This window comes from Rhizobium sp. IY2 (genome assembly GCF_047532935.1).
Lineage (GTDB): Bacteria > Pseudomonadota > Alphaproteobacteria > Rhizobiales > Rhizobiaceae > Rhizobium > Rhizobium anhuiense.
Genome location: NZ_JBLKNU010000002.1, coordinates 195,265 through 219,089, shown reverse-complemented (window position 1 = coordinate 219,089; position 23,825 = coordinate 195,265). Strand labels below are relative to the sequence as shown.

The following is a 23,825-nucleotide window of genomic DNA, read 5'->3' as shown; positions in this document are numbered from 1 at the left end:
GCCATCTATGTCCAATATAATGTACATATGATCTATATACCGGACGAGGCGATCTTATGCCGATTTTTCTGCCTCGCAAGAGGGGTGCAAAAATTTCATTCGCAAGGAATGACGGGATCGATTGACAGATGCGGCAGAGGGCTTGAAAAGCTTGGCCGGGTAAAAAAGGGATCGACAGCGATGGATGCACTTCAGGACGAAGCAGCCGGCAAACGCGCCCGAGGGCTCGACCGCGCCTTCGAGATCCTCGATTTCCTGCGCCAGAAGCGGCAGGCCTTGAAGCCGAACGAAATCGCCGCGCAGATCGGCGCGCCGCGCTCATCGGTTTACGAACTCGTCAACCTGTTGCTGCAGAATGGCATTCTGGAATTCACCGGCGGCGAGGGGCGTGTCTATCTCGGCCGCAAGCTGTATTTCCTCGGCGCAGCCTATGAGAACCATTTCGATTTCACCCGCGAATGCGAGGCGGCGCTGGAACAGCTTGCCGACGAGACGCGGGAAACGGCGCAGTTCTGCATGCTGGATGGAAACAGGTACACGGTCGTGCGCATGCGCGAAGGCGCACGCCCATTCCGTATTTCGACGGATGTCGGGCAGTCGGTGCCGATCCCGTGGACGGCGTCGGGCCGCCTGCTCGTCGCGCATCTGTCGGATCAGGAGATCCTGAACTTCATTCCGCCGCAGGATTTCCGCCTGCCGAACGGCGAATGGCTCGAGCCGCAAACCTTCATCGCCGAAGTGCGCCAGGCCGAGCGTGAAGGTCTCTTCACCTTCAACAGCATCGTCGACAGTTTCACCCACTGCTTTGCCGTACCGGTGCGCGGCGAAGAAGGCCATGCCGCCGCAACGCTCTGCCTCGTCACCCCACGCGACGACGGCATCGCCAACCGCGACCGCTATCTCGACTGCCTGAAGAAAGCCGCCGCCGGTCTCGACCATGCTCCGACCCGGCCAAAATGAGAAATAGCTGAGCACATCAGCATATTGATGTCAGGCTGCACGGACATTTTGACGCCGGACGCCCTCCTTATCGCCGCCTCAGCCGGCTCTTTGTCACGCCTGTAGAACGCCGCCTATCGGCCTGCCCCTATAAATCCAGGGGCGGCGATCTCGATCGTTCAATTTCGAGTTTCAAGCCGATCCCGGAAATCTATTCACGCTTCCTCCGAAACTATGAAATTAAGTTTCTCTATAAAATTTATAGAGAACGTATTTTAGCAGTCCAACAGCCAGTTTAATACTTGGCCCTGGGGAAGACCGGGCTGTTGACGGCAAACGGAGAGGACGCGAAATGACACGGAAAATCAGGCTTGGGGCATTTCTTCCCGGTGGCGGACAGCATGTTGCCTCATGGCGGCATCCCGACCAGCCGGCCGACGGCGCGACCAGTTTCGAGTTCCACAAACGCCTCGCTTTGACGGCCGAGCGCGGGCTCTTCGATGCCTATTTCCTGGCCGACGGACTGGCCGTCGGTTTCGGCGGGGCGCGTGAAGGCGGCAATGCCCGCGTCGCCAGCTTCGAACCGGTGACCCTGTTTTCCGCCCTTGCGCCTTTCACCACCCATCTCGGCTTTATCGCCACGTCCTCGACCACCTACGAGGAGCCTTACACGACCGCCCGCAAATTCGCCTCGCTGGATCTGATCTCGGATGGCCGCGCCGGCTGGAACGTCGTCACCACGACGGGCGACCTGACGGCGCAGAACTTCAACCGCGACACCCAGCTTCCGCATGCCGACCGATATCGCCGTGCCGCCGAGCATGTCGACGTCGTCCGCAAACTCTGGGAAAGCTTCGAAGACGACGCCTTCATCCGGGACAAGGATTCCGGCGTGTTCTTCGACCCGTCGAAGCTGCACGACACCGACCATCGCGGCGAACACTTCAGCGTGCGCGGTCCGCTCAACGTCTCACGGTCGCCGCAGGGGCATCCCGTCATCGTCCAGGCCGGACAATCCGAAGACGGACGCGGGCTTGCCGCAGCGACGGCCGAGGTCATCTTCACCGCCCATCAGCATATCGAAACCGCCCAGGAGTTTTATCGGGATATCAAGGCACGCGCCCGTGGTCTCGGCCGAAATCCCGATCACATCCTGGTCATGCCCGGCGTATCCGCTTTCGTCGGCAGAACCGAGGCGGAGGCGCGTGAGAAATACGACCGCCTGACCTCGCTCATCGTCGAAGAGGACGGGATCGGCCTCCTCAATGGCCTGACCGGCGGTACGCTCGACCTGCACGGTTATGACCTCGACGGGCCTCTACCGCCGGCGCCGCCGACGGAAGGCATGAAGAGCCGCCAGGCGCTCATCCGCCAGATCGCCGACGAAAACAACTTCACCATTCGCCAGCTGTATCAGTGGATCGCATCCGCCCGCGGTCACTACACCATCGTCGGAACGCCCGAAAAGATCGCCGATACGCTGCAGAAATGGTTCGAGAACGAAGCGGCCGACGGCTTCAACATTCTGCCGCCCTGGCTGCCGACGGCGCTCGACGATTTCGTCGATCTGGTCATCCCCGAACTGCAGCGCCGCGGCCTGTTCCGCACCGCTTATGAGGGCAAGACGCTGCGGGAAAACCTCGGCCTGCCTTTCCCCGTCAATCGGTTGGCTGCAGGACGTGCAGCTCTCCAGGCGGCGGAGTGAGGAGCGGTCCATGTCCTATGAAATCAACCAGACCCTTCCGAGAAGCTTCGGCCGCTCGAAAAGCAGCGAAAGCAATATTTCCCCTCTCGCCCCGCATGTGCGCAGGGTGCTCGCATCGCTTTTGCCGCGCTACGGCCTTCTCATCGGCTTCCTCCTGTTCTGGCAGGTGTCGAGCACCAGGGGCTGGGTCAATCCCGCCGTCTTCCCGCCCTTGAACGTGATCCTGTCGGCCCTTTGGACCAATCTGGCCAACGGCGCGCTGCTGGATGACATCGCCATCAGTCTGCAGCGATCGGGAACCGCTTTTGCCTTTGCCGTCGCAATCGGCATTCCGCTCGGCCTGTTCATGGGTCAGTTTCGCTTGGTCGAACAGGCGCTCGATCCGATCCTGCAGCTCTTCCGCCAGACCTCGGCGCTGGCGCTCTACCCGGTCTTCATCCTGCTGCTCGGCCTCGGCGAAACATCGAAGATCTTCGTGATCTTCTGGGCGACGCTGTTTCCGGTCCTGCTCGCCACGATCGGCGGCGTCAAGGAGGTGGACAAGAAGCTGATCGAGATGGCGCGGACCTATGGCGCCGGACCGCTGACCATCTTCCGCCGCGTCATCCTGCCGGCATCGGTGCCTGCGATCTTCGTCGGCCTGCGCCTTTCGGCGACGACTGCGCTTCTGCTGCTGATTGCCGCCGAGATGATCGGCGCCAACAAGGGCATCGGCTTCCAGGTCATGAACGCCCAGTACAATTTCCAGATCCCGCTGATGTTTGCGGCGATCCTTCTGCTCGCCTTCCTCGGGCTTGCTGCCAATGCCTTGCTCGTTCTCCTGCAGCGCCGCCTCTGCCGCTGGTTTCAGCCGGGCCGTTGACTGCTTCCACCGATTTTCCTCTTCCGAAAAGGACCACCACATGACATTCCATCCCCGCAACCTCCTTTTGCCGGCCGTGATCGCTCTCGGCCTTGCCACGCCGGCCGCAGCCACCGACACGGTGAAGCTGCGCTACCTCGCCAGCCAGGGCGGCCTTGCTGCCCATGAACTCGCCGCCGAACTCGGCTATTTCGAAGGAACCGGCATCACGCTGGAAAATGTCGGCTATGCCCAGGGCGGCCCGGCCTCTCTCATCGCTCTGGCATCCGGTGACGTCGAGATCGGCAGCGCTGCAACCTCCGCCGTCCTGAACTCGATCATCGGCGGCAATGATTTCGTCGCCGCCTATCCTTCGAACGGCATCAACGACGAGGTGCAGTCGACCTTCTACGTGCTGGAAGACAGCCCGATCAAAGGCATCAAGGACATTGCCGGCAAGAGCATCGCGGTCAATACGCTCGGCGCCCATCTCGACTATACCATCCGCGAGGCTTTGCATTCCGTCGACCTGCCGACCGACGTCGCCAATCAGGTCGTCGTCCCCGGGCCGCAGCTCGAGCAGGTGCTGCGTTCCAAGCAGGTCGATATCGCCGCCTTCGGCTATTGGCAGACGACCTTCGAGGGTGCAGCGCTGAAGAACGGCGGTCTGCGGGCGATTTTCGACGATACCGACGTGCTTGGAGACATTGCCGGCGGCTTTGTGGTACTGCGCCGCGATTTCGTTCGTCAGCATCCGGAGGCTTCGAAGATTTTCGTCGAGCAGTCGGCCCGCGCCCTCGACTATGCCCGCGAGCATCCTGAGGAAACCAAGAAGATCCTGGCCAAGGCGCTCAGCGAGCGTGGCGAGAACGCGGATATCGCGCAATACTTCCGCGGCTACGGCGTGCGCGCCGGCGGCCTGCCGGTCGAGCGCGACATCCAGTTCTGGATCGACGTCCTGGTTCGCGAAGGCAAGCTGAAGCAAGGCCAGCTGGCGGCCAAGGACATCCTCTTTGCCGCCGACGCCAAGCCGGCAAGCAACTGAGGAACCGTGATGAGCATCGCTGAGGACACGAGCCGCGGAGAGGTAACGATCCGTCACCTCTCCAAATCCTACAAGTTGAACGGGACACAGCTAGAGGTTCTCAAGGATATCAACCTCCACATCCGCTCCGGCGAAAGCCTCGCCATCGTCGGCGCCAGCGGCTCGGGCAAGACGACCCTGCTCAGGGTTCTGGCAGGTCTTGAGGATTCCGACACGGGAGAGGTTCTCGTCGACGGCAAGGCGGTGTGCGGCGTCGGCGCGGAGCGCGCCGTCATCTTCCAGGAACCGCGGCTGCTTCCCTGGCTTGATGTGCTCGACAATGTCTCCTTCGGGCTGGAAACAAGAGGTCTGTCACGTGAGCAGGCGCGGGCGCGGGCGCGCCATTATGTCAAGCTCGTCGGCCTGCAGCAATTCGAGGCGGCCTATCCCCGGCAGCTCTCCGGCGGCATGGCCCAACGCGTCGGGATCGCCCGGGCGCTTGCCGTCCAGCCGGAGATCCTGCTGCTCGACGAACCGCTTGGCGCGCTCGACGCAATGACCAAGATCGGCATGCAGCAGGAGCTCGCACGGATCTGGCGCGATGAGGATGTCACCACCATTCTCGTGACCCACGATCTCGAGGAAGCGATTTATCTCGCCGACCGGATCCTGATCCTGCCACGGGAAAAAGGCAGCGAGCCGCGCCTGATCGAAATCGATCTGCCCCGTCCTCGCGACCGCAGCGCCCCGGAATTCGTCCGACACCGCGAAGAGTTGCTGAACCTGTTCGGACTGCACTGACATCTTCAGTCGTCAGCGCGCGCCACATGGAACCTGTTCCATGTGGCGCGCCGCAGTAGCAGGAGCGAGGGAGAGAACATCAGCGGACCGCTATTGCGCCCTGCTCTTTGAGCCGGCGGTGAGATACGGCCGCCGATCCAGTTCCGCCGACCGGTAGGAACTGCGCAGCCGCAGGAGATCCTTGCGGGCGATCAGGCCGCACAATTTCCCTGAGGTCGGATCGACGATCGGAATGCGTCCGTCGCCGGTCGACAGCATCAGGTCGGCGATGAATGCGACCGTATCATCCGGATGCCCAACAGGAACGGACGCGTCTGTCACATTTTCCGCAAGCGTCTGTCCGGCGAGGTCCAAATTCCCCTGCCAGAGCAGGGCGTCAGCCCTCGATACGATGCCTGCCAATTTGCCTCCTGCATCGACCACCGGATAGATCCGGTGCGTTTTCTCCAGCGAGGCAAAGAAGTCGCACGCCTCTCCCACCGTCATGGTGACCGGAAGCGTATCGACATCGCTGATCATGATCTCCCTTGCCCGCGATAGCTCGAACGGATCGACGCCATATTCGCGGGTGATATGCTGGCCGCGGCGTGCGATCTTCTCGGTGAGGATCGAGCGGCGCAGCAGCAAAACGGTGACGGCATAGGCCGTAACCGTTGCGGCAAGCAGCGGAACGAGCGTGCTGATGTCGCCGGTGATCTCCATCGCGAAGAAGGTTCCCGTCAGCGGCGCGCGCATGGTTCCGCCCATCATCGCCGCCATGCCGAGCAGCGCCCAGAAGCCGGGATCGTTGCCCGGCATAACAAGCCCGACCAGCCATCCGAGAGCGCCGCCGAAAATCAGAAGCGGTGCAAGCACGCCGCCCGAGGTGCCCGACGACAGGGCAAACAGCCAGATGACCGTCTTCACCAGCAGGATCGACATCACAGCCGGCGCGAGCAGCCGGTTGTTGAGCAAGCCATCGATGATGTCGTAGCCGACGCCCATTGCTCGCGGTTCGATCAGGCCGCCGAGGCCGATGACGAGACCGCCGAGCATCGGCCACCACATCCAGTGGATCGGCAAGGCCTCGAACAGATCCTCGATCCGGTAGAGCAGTGTCGTCAGCAATCCCGATTGCAGGCCTGAGATGATGCCCATCGCCGCACAGGCGAAAATCCCCCACCAGGGCAAGTCTGGCTGAAAGTGGGTCGGGAACAGCGGACCGGTACCGAACAGCAGCGGACGCCAGCAGATCGATACGCAAGCGGCGACGGCGACCGGAATGAAGCTGCGCGGCTTCCATTCGAACAATAAGAGTTCGACCGCCAGCATGACCGCGGCGATCGGCGAGCCGAAGATCGCCGTCATGCCTGCGGCGGCACCCGCGACGAGCAGCGTCTTCCGCTCTGCGGCACTCATGTGGAAGAATTGGGCGAACAGCGAGCCGATCGCACCGCCGGTCATGATGATCGGCCCCTCGGCGCCGAACGGACCGCCGGTTCCGATGGAGATTGCCGATGACAGCGGCTTGAGGATCGCGACCTTCGGTGACATCCGGCTGCCGCCGATCAGGATGGCCTCGATCGCCTCCGGAATGCCGTGGCCGCGTATCTTCTCCGACCCGAAGCGGGCCATGAGCCCGATGACCAGTCCGCCGAGCGGCGGAACCAGAACCACCCATAGCGAGCGCGGCACCGCAGCCAGAGAGGCGGGCCGGATGCCGATCTGCCCGAACCAGATGGCATTCGTCACCAGCGCGATGAGGCTGACGAGACACCAGGCGGCAAACGCGCCTGCCGTGCCGACAATGATGGACATGCCAACCAGCAGGAGGACCCGCCGGTCGGTGGTGAAATCTCCGGCCTCACGCCGGGAAAGACCGCCGGTGAAATCGTGCGGCCGGTTGCTTGGTTGATGCTGCGCCATGGAAGCCTCTGCTACGCGGAACGGATACGCTTGAGAGGCGTCAATATATCGTGATACGATATAAATCAAGGGACGAAAACATGAAGACGATCATGTCTCATAAGATGCCTCCCTTGACCGGCTGGCGACTGCCCCTCTATTCGAGATGGCCGAATGGCTTCCAACCTGGGCAGCCGCTGCGGCAAAGGAGAATGGCTTTGAAGAAGACCGCGCCGCCGCTCAGACAGGAAGATTACCAGGCTCTCGCCGACCTCCGGTTCGCGCTTCGCCAGTTCATGGACTTCAGCGCCTCCGCCGCCCAGTCGGAAGGACTGCCGACGCAACAGCATCAGGCGCTGCTGGCGATCAAGGGACAACGCGGCGGTGCCGTAACCATCGGCATGTTGGCCGAGCGGCTGATCATCGCGCCGCATACGGCGACCGAACTTGTCGGGCGGCTGTCGGATGCCGGATTGGTCGAACGTCATGCCGATCCGGCCGACAGGCGCCGCCAGACGATTCTGCTGACCGACAAGGCGGACGCGCTGCTGACGCGGCTGAGCGCCGTCCATCTTTCAGAAATACGGGAGATGGCGCCCAAGCTGATCAAGCTCCTCCTCGAACTGCAGAAAACGGCGCCGAAAGCTGAATAACAGTCGCCGCGGCGCGGCCCACGTGCCGCGTCAACTCAAGAGCGTCTTCTTGAGCCGATGGATATGGGCGGCGCCGATCCCGCAGCAGCCGCCGATGATCGTCGCGCCGGCTTCGGCCCAGGAGCAGGCGTAACGCGAATAGGCATCGTCATTCAGATCGTTGCGGGTTTCATGCAGCCCTTCATTGGCGGCCGCTTCGCCTGTTTCCCCTTCGAAGGCGTTGGCATAGACGCCGATCTCGATGGAAGCGTCCATTGTCCGGAAGACGCGCGCCGCCGTCTCCACGGCCGCCTGCATGACCTCGGGCTTGCTGCAATTGAACAGGAAGGCTTCAGCGCCCGATGACACCGCCCAGGACGCCGCGTCAGCGACGGTTTCGCCGGAGCGAAGCTTCGGTTCGCCGCCTCCGATGGCTGCCTCGTCATCCGCCAATGTGAAGGAAATCCAGAACGGCTTGCCTGATGCCGCCACCGCCTTGCGGACGGCCTCCGCCTCGGCGATCAGGCTCAGCGTCTCGCCGAGCCATATATCGACGAAGGGGCCGAGGTTTTCGACGAGCACCTCGAGATAGTCCTGCACCCGCGACGGCTGAAAGTTCTGTGGCTCGTATGAGCCGAAGATCGGCGGCAGCGAGCCGGCGACCAGCACCTTGCGATGCGAGACGGCATCTGCCGCCTCGCGGGCTAACCGACCGGCGAGACGGATCAACGCCGACCCTTCCTTCCAAAACCGATCCTCGCCGATGTGAAAGGGCACCAGCGCATAGCTGTTCGTCGTCACGACCTCGGAGCCGGCGGCAATGAATTCCTGGTGGACCTTGCGAACGATATCAGGCGCGTTGATCAGCGCCAATGCCGACCATTCCGGCTGTTTCAGTTCGGCGCCCAGCCGCAGCAGCTCGCGGCTCATGCCGCCATCGAGAATTCGCGTCGTGCTCATGAAGAGGTCTCCATTCAGGCCGTCGCGCCATGACCGGCGGCGGGCTTTTCATAACAAAGTGGGCGAGATGCACGTGGTTCGTGCGCGAGGTAGTTCATGGGCCAGTCCCTTTCCGTCCGCCTAGCGGCGAACCGGCACCTGCGCTTCGAGACCTCGGAAGACGCGGGCGACCACTGCGGTCAAGGCGAGATAAAAGAGGGTGACGACCAGCAGCGGTTCATAGACGAGCAGCGTGTCCTGCCGGACCTTGTTCGCCACGGCATAGAGATCCATCACTGTCACCGTAAAGGCGAGCGGCGTCGCCTTGAGCTGCATGACGATCTCTCCGGCAATGGTCGGCAGGGCGATGCGAATGGCGCGCGGCAGCCAGATGCGGCGGGTCAGCATCCAGGGCGACAGGCCGAAGGCCCGGCCGGCTTCGAGCTCACCCTTGGGAACGGCGAGCAGCGCGCCGCGCAATACCTCCGCCTCATAGGCCGCATAGTTCAGGGTGAAACTGACGGCGGCGAAGAAGAAGCCCTCGCGCAGGATCGGCCAGAACAGGCTCTGGCGGATACCGGGGATCATCGGCAGCAGCGATCCCACCCCATAGTAGAGAAGCCACAGCTGTATCAGCAGCGGCGTGCCGCGGAAGAAGGTGCAGTAGCCCCGCGCCAGTAGCCGCGTCAGCCTGCCGCCGCTGACCTGCGCGAAGGCGAGGCCGATGGCGAGGGCAAAGCCGAACACCACAGAGATCACCAGCAGGCAAATGGTCTGCCAGGCGCCCGTCAGAAGCAGCGGCCAATAGGAAGAAATCCAGGTGAAACTCATGGGACGCTTTCTTCAGGCAAGGCGCGGCTGCCCCCGCCGTACCCGTCCCTCGATCAGTTTGAAGACGAGGTTGGAAACAAGCGTGATGGCGAGGTAGAGAAGGGCCGAAGCCAGGAAAAAGACGAAGTAATGCTTGGTGCTTGCCCCGGCAAGACGGGTGGCGAGCGCCAGTTCCTGGTAGCCGACGACGGCGACCAGCGCGCTGTCCTTGGTGACCGACATCCACAGATTGGCAAGACCCGGCAGGGCGTTCGGCAAGAGCGCCGGCAGCAGGACGCGGCGGAACCGCAGCACCGGCCCCATGCCGAAGGCCTTGGCGGCTTCGATCTGGCCGACGGGAATGGCGAGGATCGCACCGCGCAGCACCTCCGTCATGTAGGCGCCCTGGACGAAGCCCAGCACCGCGACGGCCGCGACGAAACCGTTCACATTGACCGGCGGCAGGTCGAACACGGCGAGCAGCCGGTTGAGGCCGTCGGTGCCGGCATAGTAGAGCCCGACGATCAGGATCAGTTCGGGAACGGCGCGGATCAGCGTGGTATAGAGATCGAGCAGCAGGCGGAGCAGGCGATTGCCCGAAAGCTTCCCCAGCGCGCCGCCCGTGCCGAGAAGCAGGCCGATCGCGAAGGCGCAAGCCGAGATGGCGACCGTGGAGACCGCACCTGCCAAGAGAACGCCGCCCCATCCCGGAGGATAGGGAGACAGCAGGTCCAGAATACCTTGTTGCGCGGTCGCCATTATCGGGACTGCTTACTTCGCGCCGTAGATGTCGAAATCGAAGTATTTTTTGGTGATGGCGTCATACTGGCCGTTGGCGCGAACCGCCGAGATCGCCGCGTTCAGCTTGGCCTTCAGCTCCGTATCTTCCTTGCGCAGGCCGCCCGAAACGCCGGCGCCGAGGATCTCCTTGTCGTCGGCGACGTCGCCCATCTTGGCGCAGCAATCCTTGCCGCCATCGCTTTTCAGGAAAGCGTCAAGCGCCAGTGAATCGCCGAAGACATAGTCGATACGGCCGGAGGCGAGGTCCTGAAAAGCCTCGTCGAGCGTCTGGTAGGTCTTTTCCTCGGCAGCGCCGGCGAAATACTTCTTGTAATATTCCGACTGGATCGTCGACACCTGGATGCCGATGGTCTTGCCCTTCACGTCCTCGGCGGTGGCGCCCGGCTTCTGGTCCTTGGGACCGATCAGGGTGCTTGGCGTGTTGTAATATTTGTCGGTGAAGTCGATCACCTTCGAGCGTTCCGCGGTGTTCGACATCGACGACCAGATCACGTCGAACTTCTTGCTCTGGAGCGCCGGAATGAGACCGTCCCAGGAAATGTCGACGATCGAGCATTTCTCCTTCATCTCTTCGCAGACGGCATTCATCAGGTCGATTTCCCATCCCTGCCATTGGCCCGACGCGTCCTTGGCGAAGAAGGGCGGATAGGATTCGTTCATGACGCCGAAGCGGACTTCGGCCTGTGCGGTGACAGCGGAAAGCACGAGTGCCGCGCCGGCGAAAAGCGTGGGGAGCAGTTTCATTCGCAGGATTCTCCTGGTTTGTGTTGTCGATGAGAGAGCGGTCGGCATCAGTGGGCGCTGAGACCGGTGAATTCCCGGCAGCGGGCGCTGACCGGCGCCCCGAATATCTGCTCCGGCGGACCTTCCTCCTCGATCCGTCCTTGATGCAGGAAGAGAACACGGCTCGAGACATCGCGGGCAAAGCGCATTTCATGCGTGACGATCAGCATGGTCCGGCCTTCTTCCGCGAGATCGCGGATGACTTTCAGGACCTCGCCGACCAACTCCGGATCAAGCGCCGATGTCGGTTCGTCGAACAGCATGACATCGGGATCGACGCAGAGGGCTCTGGCAATCGCCGCGCGCTGCTGCTGGCCGCCGGAGAGGAAAGCCGGATAGGCGTGACGCTTGTCGAAGAGCCCGACCTTGTGGAGCAGGGCCTCGGCTTTTTCGATGGCCTCGCGCCGCGGAATGCCCATCACGTGCACCGGCGCCTCGATGACGTTTTCCAGCACCGTCCGATGAGCCCAGAGATTGAAGCTCTGAAAGACCATCCCGAGCCCGGTCCGCAGCCGTTCGATCTGCCGCCAGCTGCGCGGCTGCAGCCGGCCGTCCCGCCCCATCTTCAGCGCGATTTCCTCGCCGTTCACGGCGATGCGCCCACGATCCGGGGTTTCCAGGAAATTGATGCATCTGAGGAAGGTGCTCTTGCCGGAGCCCGACGAGCCGATAATCGAAATCACGTCAGACTTGTGGGCCTCCGCCGAAATACCCTTGAGAACCTCTTGCGAGCCGAAGCTTTTATGAAGATCTTCGACGCGAAGAGCAGGAAAGGGTTGATCCGACATGCATGGTTCCGGCTGAACTGAATTTGCGAAGGATAATGATAAAATAACGCGGTTTTTTCGCGCAATATTCGTCTCTTCTGCATAATTTGTGCAAAATAATCTTCCTCACGCGGCGAATACGGCAGAAACCGCGAAGTGCCGCAGCGACAACTGGACTGAACAATGGAACAACTGGATCGTTTTGACCGCGACATTCTCGATATCGTTCAGCGCGACTGCCAGCTGAAAGCCGAAACGATCGCCGAACGGATCGGGCTGTCGGTCTCGGCCGTGCAGCGGCGGTTGAAACGACTGCGCGAGGAAGGGATCATCAAGGCGGAGGTGGCCGTCGTCGACCGCAAGGCGACGGGAACGGCGATGGTGTTCATCGTCGGGATGGAGATCGAGCGGGACAATTACGACGCGCTGGCGAAGTTCCGCCTCTGGGCGGAGAAGCAGGATCACATACAACAGGTCTATTACGTCACGGGCGCGGTCGATCTGATCGCGATCGTCACCGCCCGCGACGTCGAACATTATGACGATATCGCTGCGCTGATCATGGCAGACAATCCGCAGATCCGCCGCATGCACACGAATGTCGTGCTGCGCGACGTCAAGCTCGGTCTGTTCGTGCCGCTGGAATAGCGTTGGCGCGGCCGCGCGGACAAGCCGCTGGACTCGCATTCGGCAAAGGGCATAATTCCGGGCACACATTCTCGGGAGGAATGATCGTTGACGCTACGACACCAGATCATCGCATTGGCGATCGTCCCGCTCGTCATTTCGATCCTTGCGATCACCACCTTCATCACATGGCAATCGGCAAACCTCGCCAAGAACAGCATCGATACGTTCGAGCAGAACATGCTGAAGACCAAGGAAGCCGAAATCCTCAATCTGACCAACCTTGCCCTGTCCGCCATCCAGACGATCTATGACAAAGCCGGTGCCGACGACGAGGCCGCCAAGCAGCAGGTGGCTGCGATCCTGACCTCGCTCGACTACGGCAAGGACGGATATTTCTTCGTCTACGACTATGACGGCAACAATATCGTCCATCCGCGCCAGACGTTCCGGCATGGGCATAACTGGCTCGACCTGACCGATCCGGATGGCGACAAGGTCATTGCCGAACTGATCGCCACGGCAAAAGCGGGCGGCGGCCTGCATCAGTACAAATGGCAGAAGCCATCGACCGGACAGATCGCTGACAAGCTCTCCTTCGTCGTCAGTCTCGACAAATGGCACTGGGTGGTCGGCACCGGCGTTTACCTGGATGACGTCTTTGCCCAGAGTGCCGCCGCCAACGCCGGCATGCGCGCCAACATCAGGCGGACCTTCATCATCGTCGCGCTGATCGCCGTGCCTTCGGTACTCGTCGTTTTCACCACCTGCATGCTGTTGACCTTCCATGAGCGCCGCATGGCCGACAGCCGGCTCAAGGCGCTGACGCAGCGGGTCATCGACACCCAAGAAGAAGAGCGCGCGCGGCTTGCGCGCGAGCTGCATGACGGCATTTCCCAGAATCTCGTCGGCGTGCGCTATGCGATGGACCTTGCCGGCCGCAAGGTCAGGACCAATGTCGACGATGCCGCTCTTACCATCGACCGCGGCGTCGAGGCGCTGAACGGCGCCATCAAGGAGATCAGGCGGCTGTCGCACGATCTGCGGCCGCGTGTGCTCGACGATCTCGGCCTGACGGCGGCGCTGGAGGCGCTGTGTTATCATTTCGCCGAGCGGACGGGGATCGTGACGGAAATCGACGCTTCGAGCTTCACCGACACGCTGAAGGTCGAGGCGAGCACCGCGCTTTATCGCGTTGCCCAGGAAGCCTTCAACAATGTCGAACGCCACTCGGGCGCCTGCAAACTTGCGGTCAAGCTCTGGAGCGACGGCGGCCGCGCCCGCATGACCGTCACCGACAACGGCACCGGCTTCGACGGCGCCAGGGGCGACCTATCCGGCAGATCGGGTCTCGGCCTGCGCAACATGCAGGAACGGATGGCCCATTTCCGTGGTCTGTTGCTGATCAACAGCAGCGAGGCCGGCACGACGCTGACGGCGATGCTGCCGAAATCGGCCAATCGTCCCGCCGATCGGCAGGCGGAAGCCGCATGACGGAACGCCCGAAAATCAAGGTGCTGTTGATCGACAACCATCCGCTGGTGCTGGACGGGTTGAAGGCAGTGCTCGAAACATTCGACCATATCGAAGTCGCCGGTACGGCCGGGCTTGCGCAAACGGGGCTCGACATTGGCCGGCAGGTGCTGCCGCAAGTGGTGCTGATGGATATCAACATGCCGAAGCTGAGCGGCATCGATGCGATCGAATTGTTCCGGAACGAACTGCCCCAGGCGCGGGTGGTGATGCTCTCGATGCATGACAGCCGCGAATATATTTCCTCCTCGGTCATGCATGGCGCTGCCGGCTATATCCTGAAGGACGTCTCGACCGACGAGATCGTCTCGGCCATCGAGACCGTGGCAGGCGGCGGCACCTATTTCTCCTCCGGTGTCTTCGACGCGCTGATGGGCGCGCGGGTGGAGGAGGGGAGCGATCCCCTGACACCGCGCGAACGCGACATTCTCGGGCTGATCGTTGCCGGCAGGAGCAACCGGGAGATCGCCGAGGCGCTCGGGATAAGCTCCGCCACGGCGGAAACCCATCGCAAGAATCTCAAGAAAAAGCTCGGCATCGCAACCACGGCCGGCCTCATCCGCTATGCGCTCGACCACGGCATCGTTGCAAAAGTCGACGTGAATTCGCGCCTACCCACTTCTGGGTAGGCCCCGGCATTTCACCCTTGCACCCGTCTTGTGGGGATGAAACCAGCGCCCTAGGACTCCCCTCACGGCTGGCCGAGTGCGAGCCGTTGGGAGGAATTCACATGCGTTACATCAGCTTCCGATCGACCGGAAAACCGCAAGCGACCCGAACCGGGCCTGCCGCGGCCGCCGGCTGACAGACCTGCCTTCCACGCCGACAACTGGAACATGGCGACCGCCGCCCGCGGCGCCTGAAAGGGATCCCGACATGGAAAAACCACGTAGCAAGGCAGCGCTCTGGCTGCTTGTCATTCCGTTTATAGGTCTGCTCTGGCCGCCATTCTACAATCTCCGCGAGCCGGCTCTTTTCGGCTTTCCGTTCTTCTACTGGTATCAGCTTCTCTGGGTGCCGATCACCGCGACGCTGACCTGGATCGCCTATCGGAGCACCCGCCATGACGACTGACATCAACGGCACGGCGCTTGCCGTCTTCATCTTCTTTTTCGCGCTCGTCACCGTCATGGGCTTCGTCGCCAGCCGCTGGCGCAAGCCGGAGACACTCGCCCATATCGATGAATGGGGCCTTGGCGGACGCAACTTCGGCACCTGGATCACCTGGTTCCTCGTCGGCGGTGATTTCTATACCGCCTACACCGTGATCGCCGTCCCGGCGCTGGTCTATACCGTCGGCGCCTACGGCTTCTTCGCGCTGCCGTATACCATCGTCGTCTATCCCTTCGTCTTCATGGTCATGCCGGTTCTGTGGAAACGCGCCAAGGATTTCGGTTATGTGACGGCGGCCGACGTCGTTCACGGTCAATACGGATCGCGCAGTCTCGAACTCGCGGTGGCGGCAACCGGCGTCATCGCCACCATGCCCTACATCGCCCTGCAGCTCGTCGGCATGACGGCGGTGCTGAAGGCACTCGGGCTGCATGGCGAACTGCCGCTGGCGATCGCCTTCATCGTGCTGGCGCTCTACACCTATTCAGCGGGTCTGCGCGCGCCGGCTCTGATCGCCTTCGTCAAGGACATCATGATCTATATCGTCGTGATCGCAGCCGTCGCATTGATCCCGTCGAAGCTCGGAGGCTACGCCAATGTCTTTGCCTCGGCTGACGCGGCCTTCCAGGCCAAGGGTTCCGGCAGCCTGCTGCTCGGCGGCAACCAGTATGTCGCCTATGCCACGCTCGCTTTGGGTTCGGCGCTCGCGGCTTTCATGTATCCGCATACGCTGACGGGTATCTTTGCCTCCAACAGCGGCAAGACGATCCGCAAGAATGCGATCATGCTGCCCGCCTATACGCTGCTGCTCGGCCTTCTGGCGCTGCTCGGCTATATGGGCCACGCCGCCAACCTGAAGCTCGACAGCGCCAATGGCGTCGTTCCCACGCTGTTCAAGACGCTGTTTTCGGGTTGGTTCTCCGGCTTCGCCTTTGCGGCGATCGCCATCGGCGCGCTGGTGCCGGCAGCGGTGATGAGCATCGGCGCCGCCAATCTCTTCACCCGCAATTTCTGGAAAGCCTATGTCGATCCCAAAGTCAGCGATGCGGGTGAGGCCAAGGTCGCGAAGGTGACGTCGCTGGTGGTGAAGGTCGGCGCGCTTCTCGTCATCATCTTCCTGCCGACGCAATTCGCCCTCGACCTGCAGCTGCTCGGCGGCATCTGGATCCTGCAGACACTTCCGGCCCTGGTGTCCGGTCTCTATACCAACTGGTTCCGCGCACCCGGCCTGCTTGCCGGCTGGTTCGTCGGCTTCTGCGGCGGCACCTTCCTCGTCTGGGATGCCGGCTGGAAACCTCTGCACCTGATCAGCCTCGGCGGCGAACCCTTCACCGTCTACACGGGACTGCTGGCGCTTGCGGCAAACATCGGTGTTGCGGTCGTGGTCAACGCCCTGCTTCCGGCCAAGGTTCCGGCTCGGGCCTAGGATGAAAATACGAAGGGCAGCAAACGCTGCCCTTCGTAACCATTTGCTTTCCAGCACAAGCTGGAGGGGGATCAGCTCGACTTAAAACTCTTCCCAATCGCCGGCCAGCGCCGCATTGCCATTCGCCTGGAACGACTTGCCCACCTTGGCAATCATCTGGCGCGCCGGCGAGGCCACCGGTTGAGCATGCTGTGCCACGGCAGCGGGCTGCGATATGCGCTTCGGCGCTACCGCTCCGCCGATGTTGAACTGGCCCAGCAACTGGAACAGCGCGTCGGCTTCCTTGGCGAGGCTATGGGCGGCGGCTGTCGCTTCTTCCACCATGGCGGCGTTCTGCTGGGTGCCCTGATCCATCTTGTTGACGGCGGCATTGATCTCCTTCAACCCCGTCGCCTGCTCCTGCGAAGCGCCGACGATCGCCACGACATTGCCGTCGACCTGCTGTACCTGCACTGCAATTTCCTGCAGGGCTTTTCCGGTCTCGCCAACCAGGGCGACACCGCTTTTCACATGGCCATTCGACGCGTTGATCAGTTCCTTGATTTCCTTGGCCGCCTTGGCTGAACGCTGCGCCAACTCGCGCACTTCCTGGGCGACGACGGCAAAGCCCTTGCCTGCTTCGCCGGCGCGCGCCGCTTCGACGCCGGCATTCAGCGCCAGCAGGTTCGTCTGGAAGGCGATTTCATCGATGACGCCGATGATGCTGCCGATTTCGGTGGCGGAGGATTCGATCTTGCCCATGGCGTCGACCGCATCGCGAACGACGCTGCCCGAGCGTTCCGCATTTTCCTTCGTCTTACGAACGAGCTGGCCGGCTTCCTGAGCCCGGTTGCTCGAGTCGGCGACGGTGGTGGTGATCTCCTCCAGCGCAGCCGCCGTTTCCTCGACGGATGCAGCCTGCTGTTCGGTCCGCTTGGCGAGATCATCCGAGGCGGAGCGGATCTCCTGCGCGCCGCCGGCGATGGCGCTGGCGTTCTGGGCAACCTTCTGCATCGCGGCGCGGAGCTTTTCGACCGCGGAATTGAAGTCGGCTCTGAGCTTTTCCAGAGACGGAATGAACGGCGTGTCGATCTGCTGCGTGAGGTCACCGTCGGCCAGCGCCTGCAATGCGGTGCCCAGCCGGCCGACAGCCTGGTCCGTCTGCTCGGCCAGGGTGCGGCGTTCGCCGGCATCCTGCTCGAGCCGGTGCCGTTCCGCCACCGACCTCTTGGCTTCCGCATCGGCTTCCCGTTCGGCCTTTGCCGAAATGGCGTCGCGCAGCCCTGCGACCGCCCGTGCGAGCCTGCCGATCTCGTCGCCACGCGCTTCGAGGCGACGGTCGCCGTCGAGATTGCCCTCGGCCATAGCCTTCAGCGAAAGCTGAAGTTTTGCCAGCGGGCCGACGATCGTGCGTGCGGTGATGGCAGCGGCAATGATGGACAGAACAGCCGCAATGCCGAGCGCAGTCATCGCTATCGGCTTGAAGCCGCTCGCCGCGCTGCGAACCTCGCCGCCGATCGATTTGTTCAGCGCTTCCTGATAGTCGATGAATTTGTTGATGGCGCCAAGCCAGGCAACGAAGGCCGGCCTCGCCTGTTCGAGCAGGATCTTGCGGGCTGCCTCGCCGTCGCCCTTCTCCTGCAGCGCAATGATCTGGGCGACCAGCGGATTGGTCTTCGCCTGGATGTCGGCGATTTCGCTGAGAATGGTCTTTTCCTGTTCCGTCGCACCTGCCGGCGATGCAACCATCTCCGCCATGCGCTTTTCATTCTCGGCGTAAGACGCGGCCAGCTTTTCGATCAATGCCTCGGCAGTCTTCCGCTCATCGGCAGAGGTCACCAGAGTGACGTCACGGATGGCGATCGCCCGATCGTGCACGCTGCCGCGGTAGTTGATGGCAAAGCGCTGCTTGACGCTGTTGACGTCGTTGATCGTTTCAAGATTGTCGTTGATCTCAGCGACCTTGACCGCCGAATAGATAGTCAGGCCGGCCATCAGCAGAACCAGGAAGCTGAAGCCAAGGGTGAGACGCACCGCGATCCCGAAACTCTTAATGCTCTTCATTCGCACTCTCCATCGTGTGGGCGAGGTTTGTTGAAACGTGTCTGGCCGCCAGGGTCGCGCGTGATATCTCGTTCAAATGCGAGGCCCTCGATCTGTCCCCGAATGCGCCGAAAGGCGCCTTTGCGCGCCGGAACGATGCCATTTGCATGCCCTTGCGCGTTTACCCTGTGAGTGCGCGGAGCCATCGCGCCCAAGATGCGAGGCGGTGCGTCAAAGTAACAACGTCGATATTATGCGAGATTTCGGGGGCCCGGTGCGCCATCATGGCATAGGTGACGATCCTGAGACCGTCGCTCCGACATCAAAAAATTTAGGCGAATATATTTTAGAGAGTGTAAACGGAGCCGACAGGGCGTCATTCTGCTGCGCTTTTCGTATATTTTCGCGGAAATTTGCGCATCCGCTGGGCATATGCCCGCTTCAGGAGAGTATGATAAGTTGTCTGGCAGAGCTTACACAGATCTTATGTTGTGGGATTAGACCGTTGCGCTTTTCTTGCGCCCGATTCGAACAATGATCTCGGGGAATGACCAACAATAATTACGAGTCTTTCCGGATGTATTAGGACAGCGAGTCGATGCCTACCAACGGAGTTCGCCGGTTGTTAAGCCCAACTCTTTGAGAATTGTTAGAAGTTCTCATCGCCTATGCGGCGTGGAAAGAAATGGGGCAGAGGTGGCACGCCGGGCTTCTTCCGAGTCAAAGCATGACGAGAACCTGGCAGGAACTGCTCGATAGCGCCATGCACCTGGACCGGGAATGCCGCACCCGGACTGGGTCGGTTCCAGCCTGACCCATGCCGCCCTGTTATCGGTCGACATCGACCATTTCAAAAGCATCAACGACATCTTTTCATTCCATCGGCGATATCGTTCTGCGCCACGGTGCCGGCTTGCTGGGCGATGCCGGGAGGGAAGGTAGCCTGGCAATCCGCATGGGCGGCGAGGAATTCCTGCTTCTGCCTCAGCCGCGTAGCAGTGGCAGGAGCTGATTGCCCTGCCGCCTGATCTCGGAGAGATAGGGCGTGTCGGACAGCACGAAGTGGGTGATGCCGAGATCCTGGTATTTGCGCAGCGAGCGGGCGACATCCGCCGCCGAGCCGACCAGCCAGGTGGTGCCGGCACCGCCGCCGCCGAACTTGCCCGGCGCCGTATAGAGGTTGTCGTCGAGCACGTCGCCGCGCTCATGCAGCTCGAGAAGCCGCTGCTGGCCGACGGCGAGCACACGTTGGTGATCGTGCCAGCCGGTACCTTTGTTTCTCGCCATCTCGGCGACCTTCGCCTCGGCATCGGCCCAGGCCTGTTCCGTGGTGTCGCGGACCAGCGTAGTGATCCGCAGGCCGAATTCCAGCGGCGGGAGGTCGCGGTCCAGCTCCCGGCTCAGCGCCTTCAGCCGGTCGATCCGCTCGCGGACACCATCCAACGGCTCACCCCAGAAAAGCTGGACATCGGCCTCGGCCGCGGCCACCCGCTCGGCCGCCTCCGAGGCGCCGCCGAAATAGAATTTGGGGTGCCGACGGTCGCCACGAACCTCTATACGTGGCGCGACGGTGGATTCGGCGACCCGGAAGTGCTCGCCCGCCGAGGTGACGTTTTCTTCCGTCCACAATCGGCGGACCAGACGCATGAACTCCCTGGTCCTGCTATAACGATGCGCCTGATCGCCCTCGCTGTCGCCGTAGGCGGCTAAGTTGTCCTTGCCCGACACAATGTTGATCCGCACCCGGCCGCCTGTGAGGTGGTCCAGTGTCGCCGCCGCGGATGCGAAATTCGCCGGTCGCCAATAGCCAGGGCGGATCGCGATGAGCGGTTCGAAGGTGGTGGTCCGTGCGGCGAGGGAGGCCGCGACGGTGAACGTGTCGGGGCGGCCCCAACCGGTGCCAATGAGCGCCCCCTTCCAGCCATGCTCTTCGAGCGCCCGCGCATGGCTGGTCAGCGTATCCAGGCTGTTGTGGTTCTCGACGGCGGAATCGCCGCGATGACCGGGTCTGACGTCGTTGGGAATATACCAGAGAAATTCGGAATGATTGCTCATGCGATGCTGCAGTTCTGTCGGTGATCGGAACAGGGAAACCGGGAAGCCCCCGGGAGATCATACGGCGGCCTGCGCCTTTTGCTGCTGCACCTGAAGTGCGAAGCCGTTCGGCGGGCGCTGGAGGCCGAGGTTCTCCCGCAGCGTCGTGCCTTCATATTCGTGCCGGAACAGGCCGCGCTTGCGCAGGATGGGGACGACCTGATCGACGAAATCGGTCAGCGCCGTGGGCAGCACCGGCGGCATGATGTTGAAGGCGTCGGCGGCTCCGTTCTCGAACCATGTCTGCATCGCATCGGCGATCTGCTCGGGTGTTCCGACAACCGTCCGGTGGCCGCGAGCGGTGGCGACCGCCAGATAGAACTGGCGCAGTGTCAGATTGTTGCGCGACACCAGGTCGGAAACCAGCTTGAGGCGGCTTTTGTTGAGTTCGGTATTATCGGGCAGGGGCGGGGCGGGGGCGTCAAGCGAGTAGCCGGAAAGATCGACGCCCCTGTAGTGGCGGGCGAGGATATTCCAGGCAATGGAGGGATGAACCAGGGATTGGATATAGTCGTAATTCGCCTGGGCTTCGGCTTCCGTGCCGCCGAGAACGGGGAATATCCCGGGACTGATCAGCAGTTCGTCCGGCCGGCGGCCGTAGCGGGCGAGCCGGCCTTTGACGTCGGAGTAGAATTCCTGCGCATCCTCGAGAGTCTGGTTGGCGGTAAAGATCATCTCGGCCGTGCGGGCGGCAAGCTCGCGTCCCGGTTCGGATGCGCCGGCCTGCACGATGACAGGATAGCCCTGAACCGGACGGCCGACGTTGAGCGGACCGGCCACCGAGAAGAACTTGCCCTTGTGATCGACGAGATGCACCTTGTCGGGATCGAGATAGACGCCGCTTTCCTTATCGCGGATGAAGGCGTCGTCTTCATAGGAATCCCACAGGCCCTTCACCAGGTCGACGAATTCCTCGGCCCGCTCATAACGATCGGCATGGGCGGGATGGCCGGCGATCGAAAAATTCTTCGAAACATCCGCGCCCGTCGTGACGACGTTCCAGGCCGCACGGCCCTTGGAGATATAGTCCAGCGACGCAAACCTGCGGGCGAGAAGATAGGGATCCTCATAGGTCGTCGATGCGGTGGCGACGAAGCCGATATGCTTGGTGACCTGCGAGAGGGCGGCCCAGAGGGTCAGGGGCTCGAAATGCGCGCCCTGGGCGGTGCGGCGAAGCGCTTCCGGGTCCTTGGTGCGGTCCCATCCCGCAGGACTATCGGCGACGAAGACGAGATCGAATTTGCCGCGCTCGGCGGTTTGGGCGAGCTCCCGGTAGTGATCGATATTGAGGCCGGCATCGGCCTGCGCCTCCGGATGGCGCCAGGCGGCGATATGATGGCCCGTCGCCATGATGAACGCGCCAAGCCGCATTTGCCGTTTCGATGTGCTCATTGGCTTATCTCCAGATCAAATTGAGCTGCTGCCCGTTTCAGGCAGCCTTGCGGCCCGGGAGGTCGACCCCGAGCCGGCTGAGGAGGTGGGCGCGGAATTGTGCAAAGCGCGGATCGCCATGATCGCGCGGCGTCGGCAGATCGATCTTGAGATCCTCGATGAGACGGCCTTCGTCGAGGACCAGTATCCGGTCGGCCAGCGAAATCGCCTCGTCGACATCGTGGGTGACGAGCAGCACCGCAGGACGGTGCCTTGCACACAATTCCCGCAGCAGATCGTGCATCTTCAGCCGGGTCAGCGCGTCGAGCGCGCCGAACGGCTCATCGGCGAGAAGCAGGGCCGGCTCCCGCACCAGCGAACGGGCAAGGGCGACCCTCTGCTGCTCGCCGCCCGAAAGCTGGTTCGGCCACGCCGTTTCCCGCCCTTCAAGTCCCACTTCCGCCAAAGCCTTCCTTCCCTCCTCCTGACCGGAGGCGCCGGCCAGGCCGAGCGTGACGTTCTGGATGACGGAACGCCACGGCAGCAGGCGGGCGTCCTGGAAAACCACCGAAAGGCTTTCCGGCGTCTCGAGGGTGCCGGTGCCCTCGACATCGTGATCGAGACCGGCAAGAGCCCTCAAAAACGTGCTTTTGCCGGAGCCGCTTCGGCCGAGCAGGGCGACGAATTCGCCTTCCTCGATGTCGAGATCGACGCCGTCAAGGATGGTCTTTTTCGGAAACCGGCGTACGAGGTTCCGCACGTGGACGGCCTTGGTCGCGGGCTTCAGTTTGCCAGGGTGCGGCGCCATGAGAGGACCCTCCGTTCGAGCAAACGGACGAGGCCGTCCGAAACGAGACCCAGCAGCACATAGACCACCAGGCCGACGAGAATGACGTCGGTCTGCCCGTAATTGCGGGCAAGATCGATCATGTAGCCGAGCCCGCTGGTGGCGTTGATCTGCTCGACCACGACGAGAGAGACCCAGCAGAGGGTCACGGCAAACCGCAGACCCAGGAGGAAGCCCGGCAAGGCGCCCGGCAGCACCACCTGAAGGATGAAGTCCTTCTGGCTCATGCGCAGCGTCTCGGCCAGTTCGACATAACGGCTGTCGATGCTGCGGAGCGCATTATGGGTGTGGATGTAAATCGGCACGATGACGGCAAGCACGATGGTGGTGACCTTCATGCCCTCGCCGATGCCGAACCACAGGATCAGCAAGGGGATCAAGGCCAGCGTCGGGATCGCGCGTTTGATCTGGACCGGACCATCGATCAGGGCTTCGCCGATCCGGGACAGGCCGGCGACAACCGCCAGGAGCGTACCGATCAGCAATCCGATGCTCAGGCCGAGCAGGGCGCGGGTCGCCGACGTCACGAAATTGTCCTGCAGGCGGCCCTGCTCTATCAGCCTTACGAAAGCCTCGATGACCGTCCACGGCGCCGACAGGATGCGCGGGTCGATCCATCCGAGCGCCGAGCCGACAACCCAGGTCAGGACAAGCAATGCCGGCCCGATCTGCAACCCGAAAGGGATCGCGGGTCCGGGACCCAGCCTACGACGGGTGCGAGGGCCGGCGGAGCCAGTCGAGCCGGCCGGCCTTGCCGTTCGTGAACCTCGATGCGCAACTCTCCCGCCTGATGTCAGGGATAGTTTCGCCTCATCTGCATCCCAAGTGGTTGCCATGCTTCAGGTCTCCTCTCCGAAGGGATGTCG

General features: G+C 62.3%; 23 protein-coding genes and 1 pseudogene. 12 read left to right on the top strand and 12 right to left on the bottom strand.

Features of this window, described 5'->3' with window-relative positions; genetic code table 11:
- Positions 1-180 precede the first annotated feature (180 nt).
- The 5 genes from ACMUVN_RS09735 (at position 181) to ACMUVN_RS09715 (ending at position 5,310) form a co-directional block, all read left to right on the top strand.
- The gene (locus ACMUVN_RS09735) at positions 181-960 is read left to right on the top strand and encodes an IclR family transcriptional regulator (protein ID WP_414815060.1); all 780 of its coding nucleotides are present in this window, start codon (positions 181-183) and stop codon (positions 958-960) included.
- Positions 961-1,291: 331 nt separating this feature from the next.
- Complete coding sequence (locus ACMUVN_RS09730) at positions 1,292-2,644, top strand: LLM class flavin-dependent oxidoreductase (protein ID WP_414815059.1); 1,353 nt, start codon at positions 1,292-1,294, stop codon at positions 2,642-2,644.
- A 10-nt stretch (positions 2,645-2,654) separates the two neighbouring features.
- Positions 2,655-3,506 (top strand): ABC transporter permease, encoded by an 852-nt coding sequence (locus tag ACMUVN_RS09725; RefSeq protein WP_414815058.1) that lies wholly within the window; start codon positions 2,655-2,657, stop codon positions 3,504-3,506.
- A gap of 40 nt (positions 3,507-3,546) precedes the next feature.
- On the top strand, positions 3,547-4,530 hold the full coding sequence (locus ACMUVN_RS09720; RefSeq protein ID WP_414815057.1) for an ABC transporter substrate-binding protein: 984 nt from the start codon (positions 3,547-3,549) through the stop codon (positions 4,528-4,530).
- Positions 4,531-4,539: 9 nt separating this feature from the next.
- Entirely contained in the window at positions 4,540-5,310 is a 771-nt protein-coding gene (locus ACMUVN_RS09715) for an ABC transporter ATP-binding protein (RefSeq protein WP_028755801.1), read from the top strand.
- Between the two features lie 90 nt (positions 5,311-5,400).
- Here ACMUVN_RS09715 and ACMUVN_RS09710 read toward each other — a convergent pair whose 3' ends face one another.
- On the bottom strand, positions 5,401-7,215 hold the full coding sequence (locus tag ACMUVN_RS09710; protein ID WP_028755802.1) for a chloride channel protein: 1,815 nt from the start codon (positions 7,213-7,215) through the stop codon (positions 5,401-5,403).
- Positions 7,216-7,412: 197 nt separating this feature from the next.
- Between ACMUVN_RS09710 and ACMUVN_RS09705 the strand changes: the two genes are divergently transcribed.
- Complete coding sequence (locus ACMUVN_RS09705) at positions 7,413-7,847, top strand: MarR family winged helix-turn-helix transcriptional regulator (RefSeq protein ID WP_028757039.1); 435 nt, start codon at positions 7,413-7,415, stop codon at positions 7,845-7,847.
- Positions 7,848-7,877: 30 nt separating this feature from the next.
- Here ACMUVN_RS09705 and ACMUVN_RS09700 read toward each other — a convergent pair whose 3' ends face one another.
- The 5 genes from ACMUVN_RS09700 to ACMUVN_RS09680 all read right to left on the bottom strand — a co-directional run bounded on the left by ACMUVN_RS09700 (position 7,878) and on the right by ACMUVN_RS09680 (position 11,947).
- Complete coding sequence (locus ACMUVN_RS09700; protein WP_414815056.1) at positions 7,878-8,786, bottom strand: homocysteine S-methyltransferase family protein; 909 nt, start codon at positions 8,784-8,786, stop codon at positions 7,878-7,880.
- 120 nt (positions 8,787-8,906) lie between these two features.
- Positions 8,907-9,596, bottom strand: coding sequence for an ABC transporter permease (locus ACMUVN_RS09695; protein ID WP_028756212.1), 690 nt, complete (start codon positions 9,594-9,596; stop codon positions 8,907-8,909).
- A 12-nt stretch (positions 9,597-9,608) separates the two neighbouring features.
- Positions 9,609-10,334: an ABC transporter permease gene (locus ACMUVN_RS09690; RefSeq protein ID WP_028756211.1), complete on the bottom strand. Its 726-nt coding sequence runs from the start codon at positions 10,332-10,334 to the stop codon at positions 9,609-9,611.
- 12 nt (positions 10,335-10,346) lie between these two features.
- Positions 10,347-11,120, bottom strand: coding sequence for a transporter substrate-binding domain-containing protein (locus ACMUVN_RS09685; protein ID WP_063475801.1), 774 nt, complete (start codon positions 11,118-11,120; stop codon positions 10,347-10,349).
- A gap of 47 nt (positions 11,121-11,167) precedes the next feature.
- On the bottom strand, positions 11,168-11,947 hold the full coding sequence (locus tag ACMUVN_RS09680) for an ABC transporter ATP-binding protein (RefSeq protein WP_414815055.1): 780 nt from the start codon (positions 11,945-11,947) through the stop codon (positions 11,168-11,170).
- 162 nt (positions 11,948-12,109) lie between these two features.
- On the opposite strand from ACMUVN_RS09680, the gene ACMUVN_RS09675 reads away from it, so the two are divergent.
- The 5 genes from ACMUVN_RS09675 (at position 12,110) to mctP (ending at position 16,625) form a co-directional block, all read left to right on the top strand.
- Entirely contained in the window at positions 12,110-12,574 is a 465-nt protein-coding gene (locus ACMUVN_RS09675) for an Lrp/AsnC family transcriptional regulator (RefSeq protein WP_018246856.1), read from the top strand.
- Between the two features lie 87 nt (positions 12,575-12,661).
- Positions 12,662-14,047, top strand: coding sequence for a sensor histidine kinase MctS (gene mctS / locus ACMUVN_RS09670; RefSeq protein WP_063475799.1), 1,386 nt, complete (start codon positions 12,662-12,664; stop codon positions 14,045-14,047).
- Positions 14,044-14,715 carry a two-component system response regulator MctR gene (mctR, locus tag ACMUVN_RS09665; RefSeq protein WP_063475798.1) on the top strand — a complete coding sequence of 224 codons (672 nt, stop codon included), beginning with the start codon at positions 14,044-14,046 and terminating at the stop codon, positions 14,713-14,715. Before mctS ends, mctR begins: the two co-directional genes overlap by 4 nt.
- A gap of 247 nt (positions 14,716-14,962) precedes the next feature.
- Complete coding sequence (locus ACMUVN_RS09660; RefSeq protein ID WP_028756206.1) at positions 14,963-15,160, top strand: DUF3311 domain-containing protein; 198 nt, start codon at positions 14,963-14,965, stop codon at positions 15,158-15,160.
- Positions 15,150-16,625: a sodium:solute symporter family monocarboxylate transporter gene (gene mctP / locus ACMUVN_RS09655; protein WP_414815054.1), complete on the top strand. Its 1,476-nt coding sequence runs from the start codon at positions 15,150-15,152 to the stop codon at positions 16,623-16,625. The genes ACMUVN_RS09660 and mctP overlap by 11 nt, the downstream gene beginning before the upstream one ends.
- Before the next feature lie 81 nt (positions 16,626-16,706).
- Here mctP and ACMUVN_RS09650 read toward each other — a convergent pair whose 3' ends face one another.
- Together ACMUVN_RS09650 and ACMUVN_RS09645 are read right to left on the bottom strand one after the other, a co-directional pair.
- Positions 16,707-18,668 carry a methyl-accepting chemotaxis protein gene (locus tag ACMUVN_RS09650; RefSeq protein WP_047612195.1) on the bottom strand — a complete coding sequence of 654 codons (1,962 nt, stop codon included), beginning with the start codon at positions 18,666-18,668 and terminating at the stop codon, positions 16,707-16,709.
- Between the two features lie 645 nt (positions 18,669-19,313).
- Positions 19,314-19,361, bottom strand: a pseudogene (locus tag ACMUVN_RS09645) (hypothetical protein); the annotation flags it as partial.
- A 103-nt stretch (positions 19,362-19,464) separates the two neighbouring features.
- On the opposite strand from ACMUVN_RS09645, the gene ACMUVN_RS09640 reads away from it, so the two are divergent.
- Positions 19,465-19,659, top strand: a complete 195-nt coding sequence (locus ACMUVN_RS09640) for a diguanylate cyclase domain-containing protein (protein WP_245434951.1) — start codon at positions 19,465-19,467, stop codon at positions 19,657-19,659.
- On the opposite strand, the gene ACMUVN_RS09635 is transcribed toward ACMUVN_RS09640, so the two are convergent.
- The 4 genes from ACMUVN_RS09635 to ACMUVN_RS09620 are packed head-to-tail and all read right to left on the bottom strand — an operon-like array spanning position 19,632 to position 23,795.
- The gene (locus ACMUVN_RS09635) at positions 19,632-20,702 is read right to left on the bottom strand and encodes an LLM class flavin-dependent oxidoreductase (RefSeq protein ID WP_414815053.1); all 1,071 of its coding nucleotides are present in this window, start codon (positions 20,700-20,702) and stop codon (positions 19,632-19,634) included. The genes ACMUVN_RS09640 and ACMUVN_RS09635 overlap by 28 nt on opposite strands.
- A 57-nt stretch (positions 20,703-20,759) precedes the next feature.
- The gene (locus ACMUVN_RS09630) at positions 20,760-22,133 is read right to left on the bottom strand and encodes an LLM class flavin-dependent oxidoreductase (protein WP_414815052.1); all 1,374 of its coding nucleotides are present in this window, start codon (positions 22,131-22,133) and stop codon (positions 20,760-20,762) included.
- A gap of 37 nt (positions 22,134-22,170) precedes the next feature.
- Positions 22,171-22,920, bottom strand: a complete 750-nt coding sequence (locus tag ACMUVN_RS09625; protein ID WP_414815051.1) for an ABC transporter ATP-binding protein — start codon at positions 22,918-22,920, stop codon at positions 22,171-22,173.
- Positions 22,896-23,795, bottom strand: a complete 900-nt coding sequence (locus tag ACMUVN_RS09620; RefSeq protein ID WP_414815050.1) for an ABC transporter permease — start codon at positions 23,793-23,795, stop codon at positions 22,896-22,898. Before ACMUVN_RS09620 ends, ACMUVN_RS09625 begins: the two co-directional genes overlap by 25 nt.
- Positions 23,796-23,825: the final 30 nt, after the last annotated feature.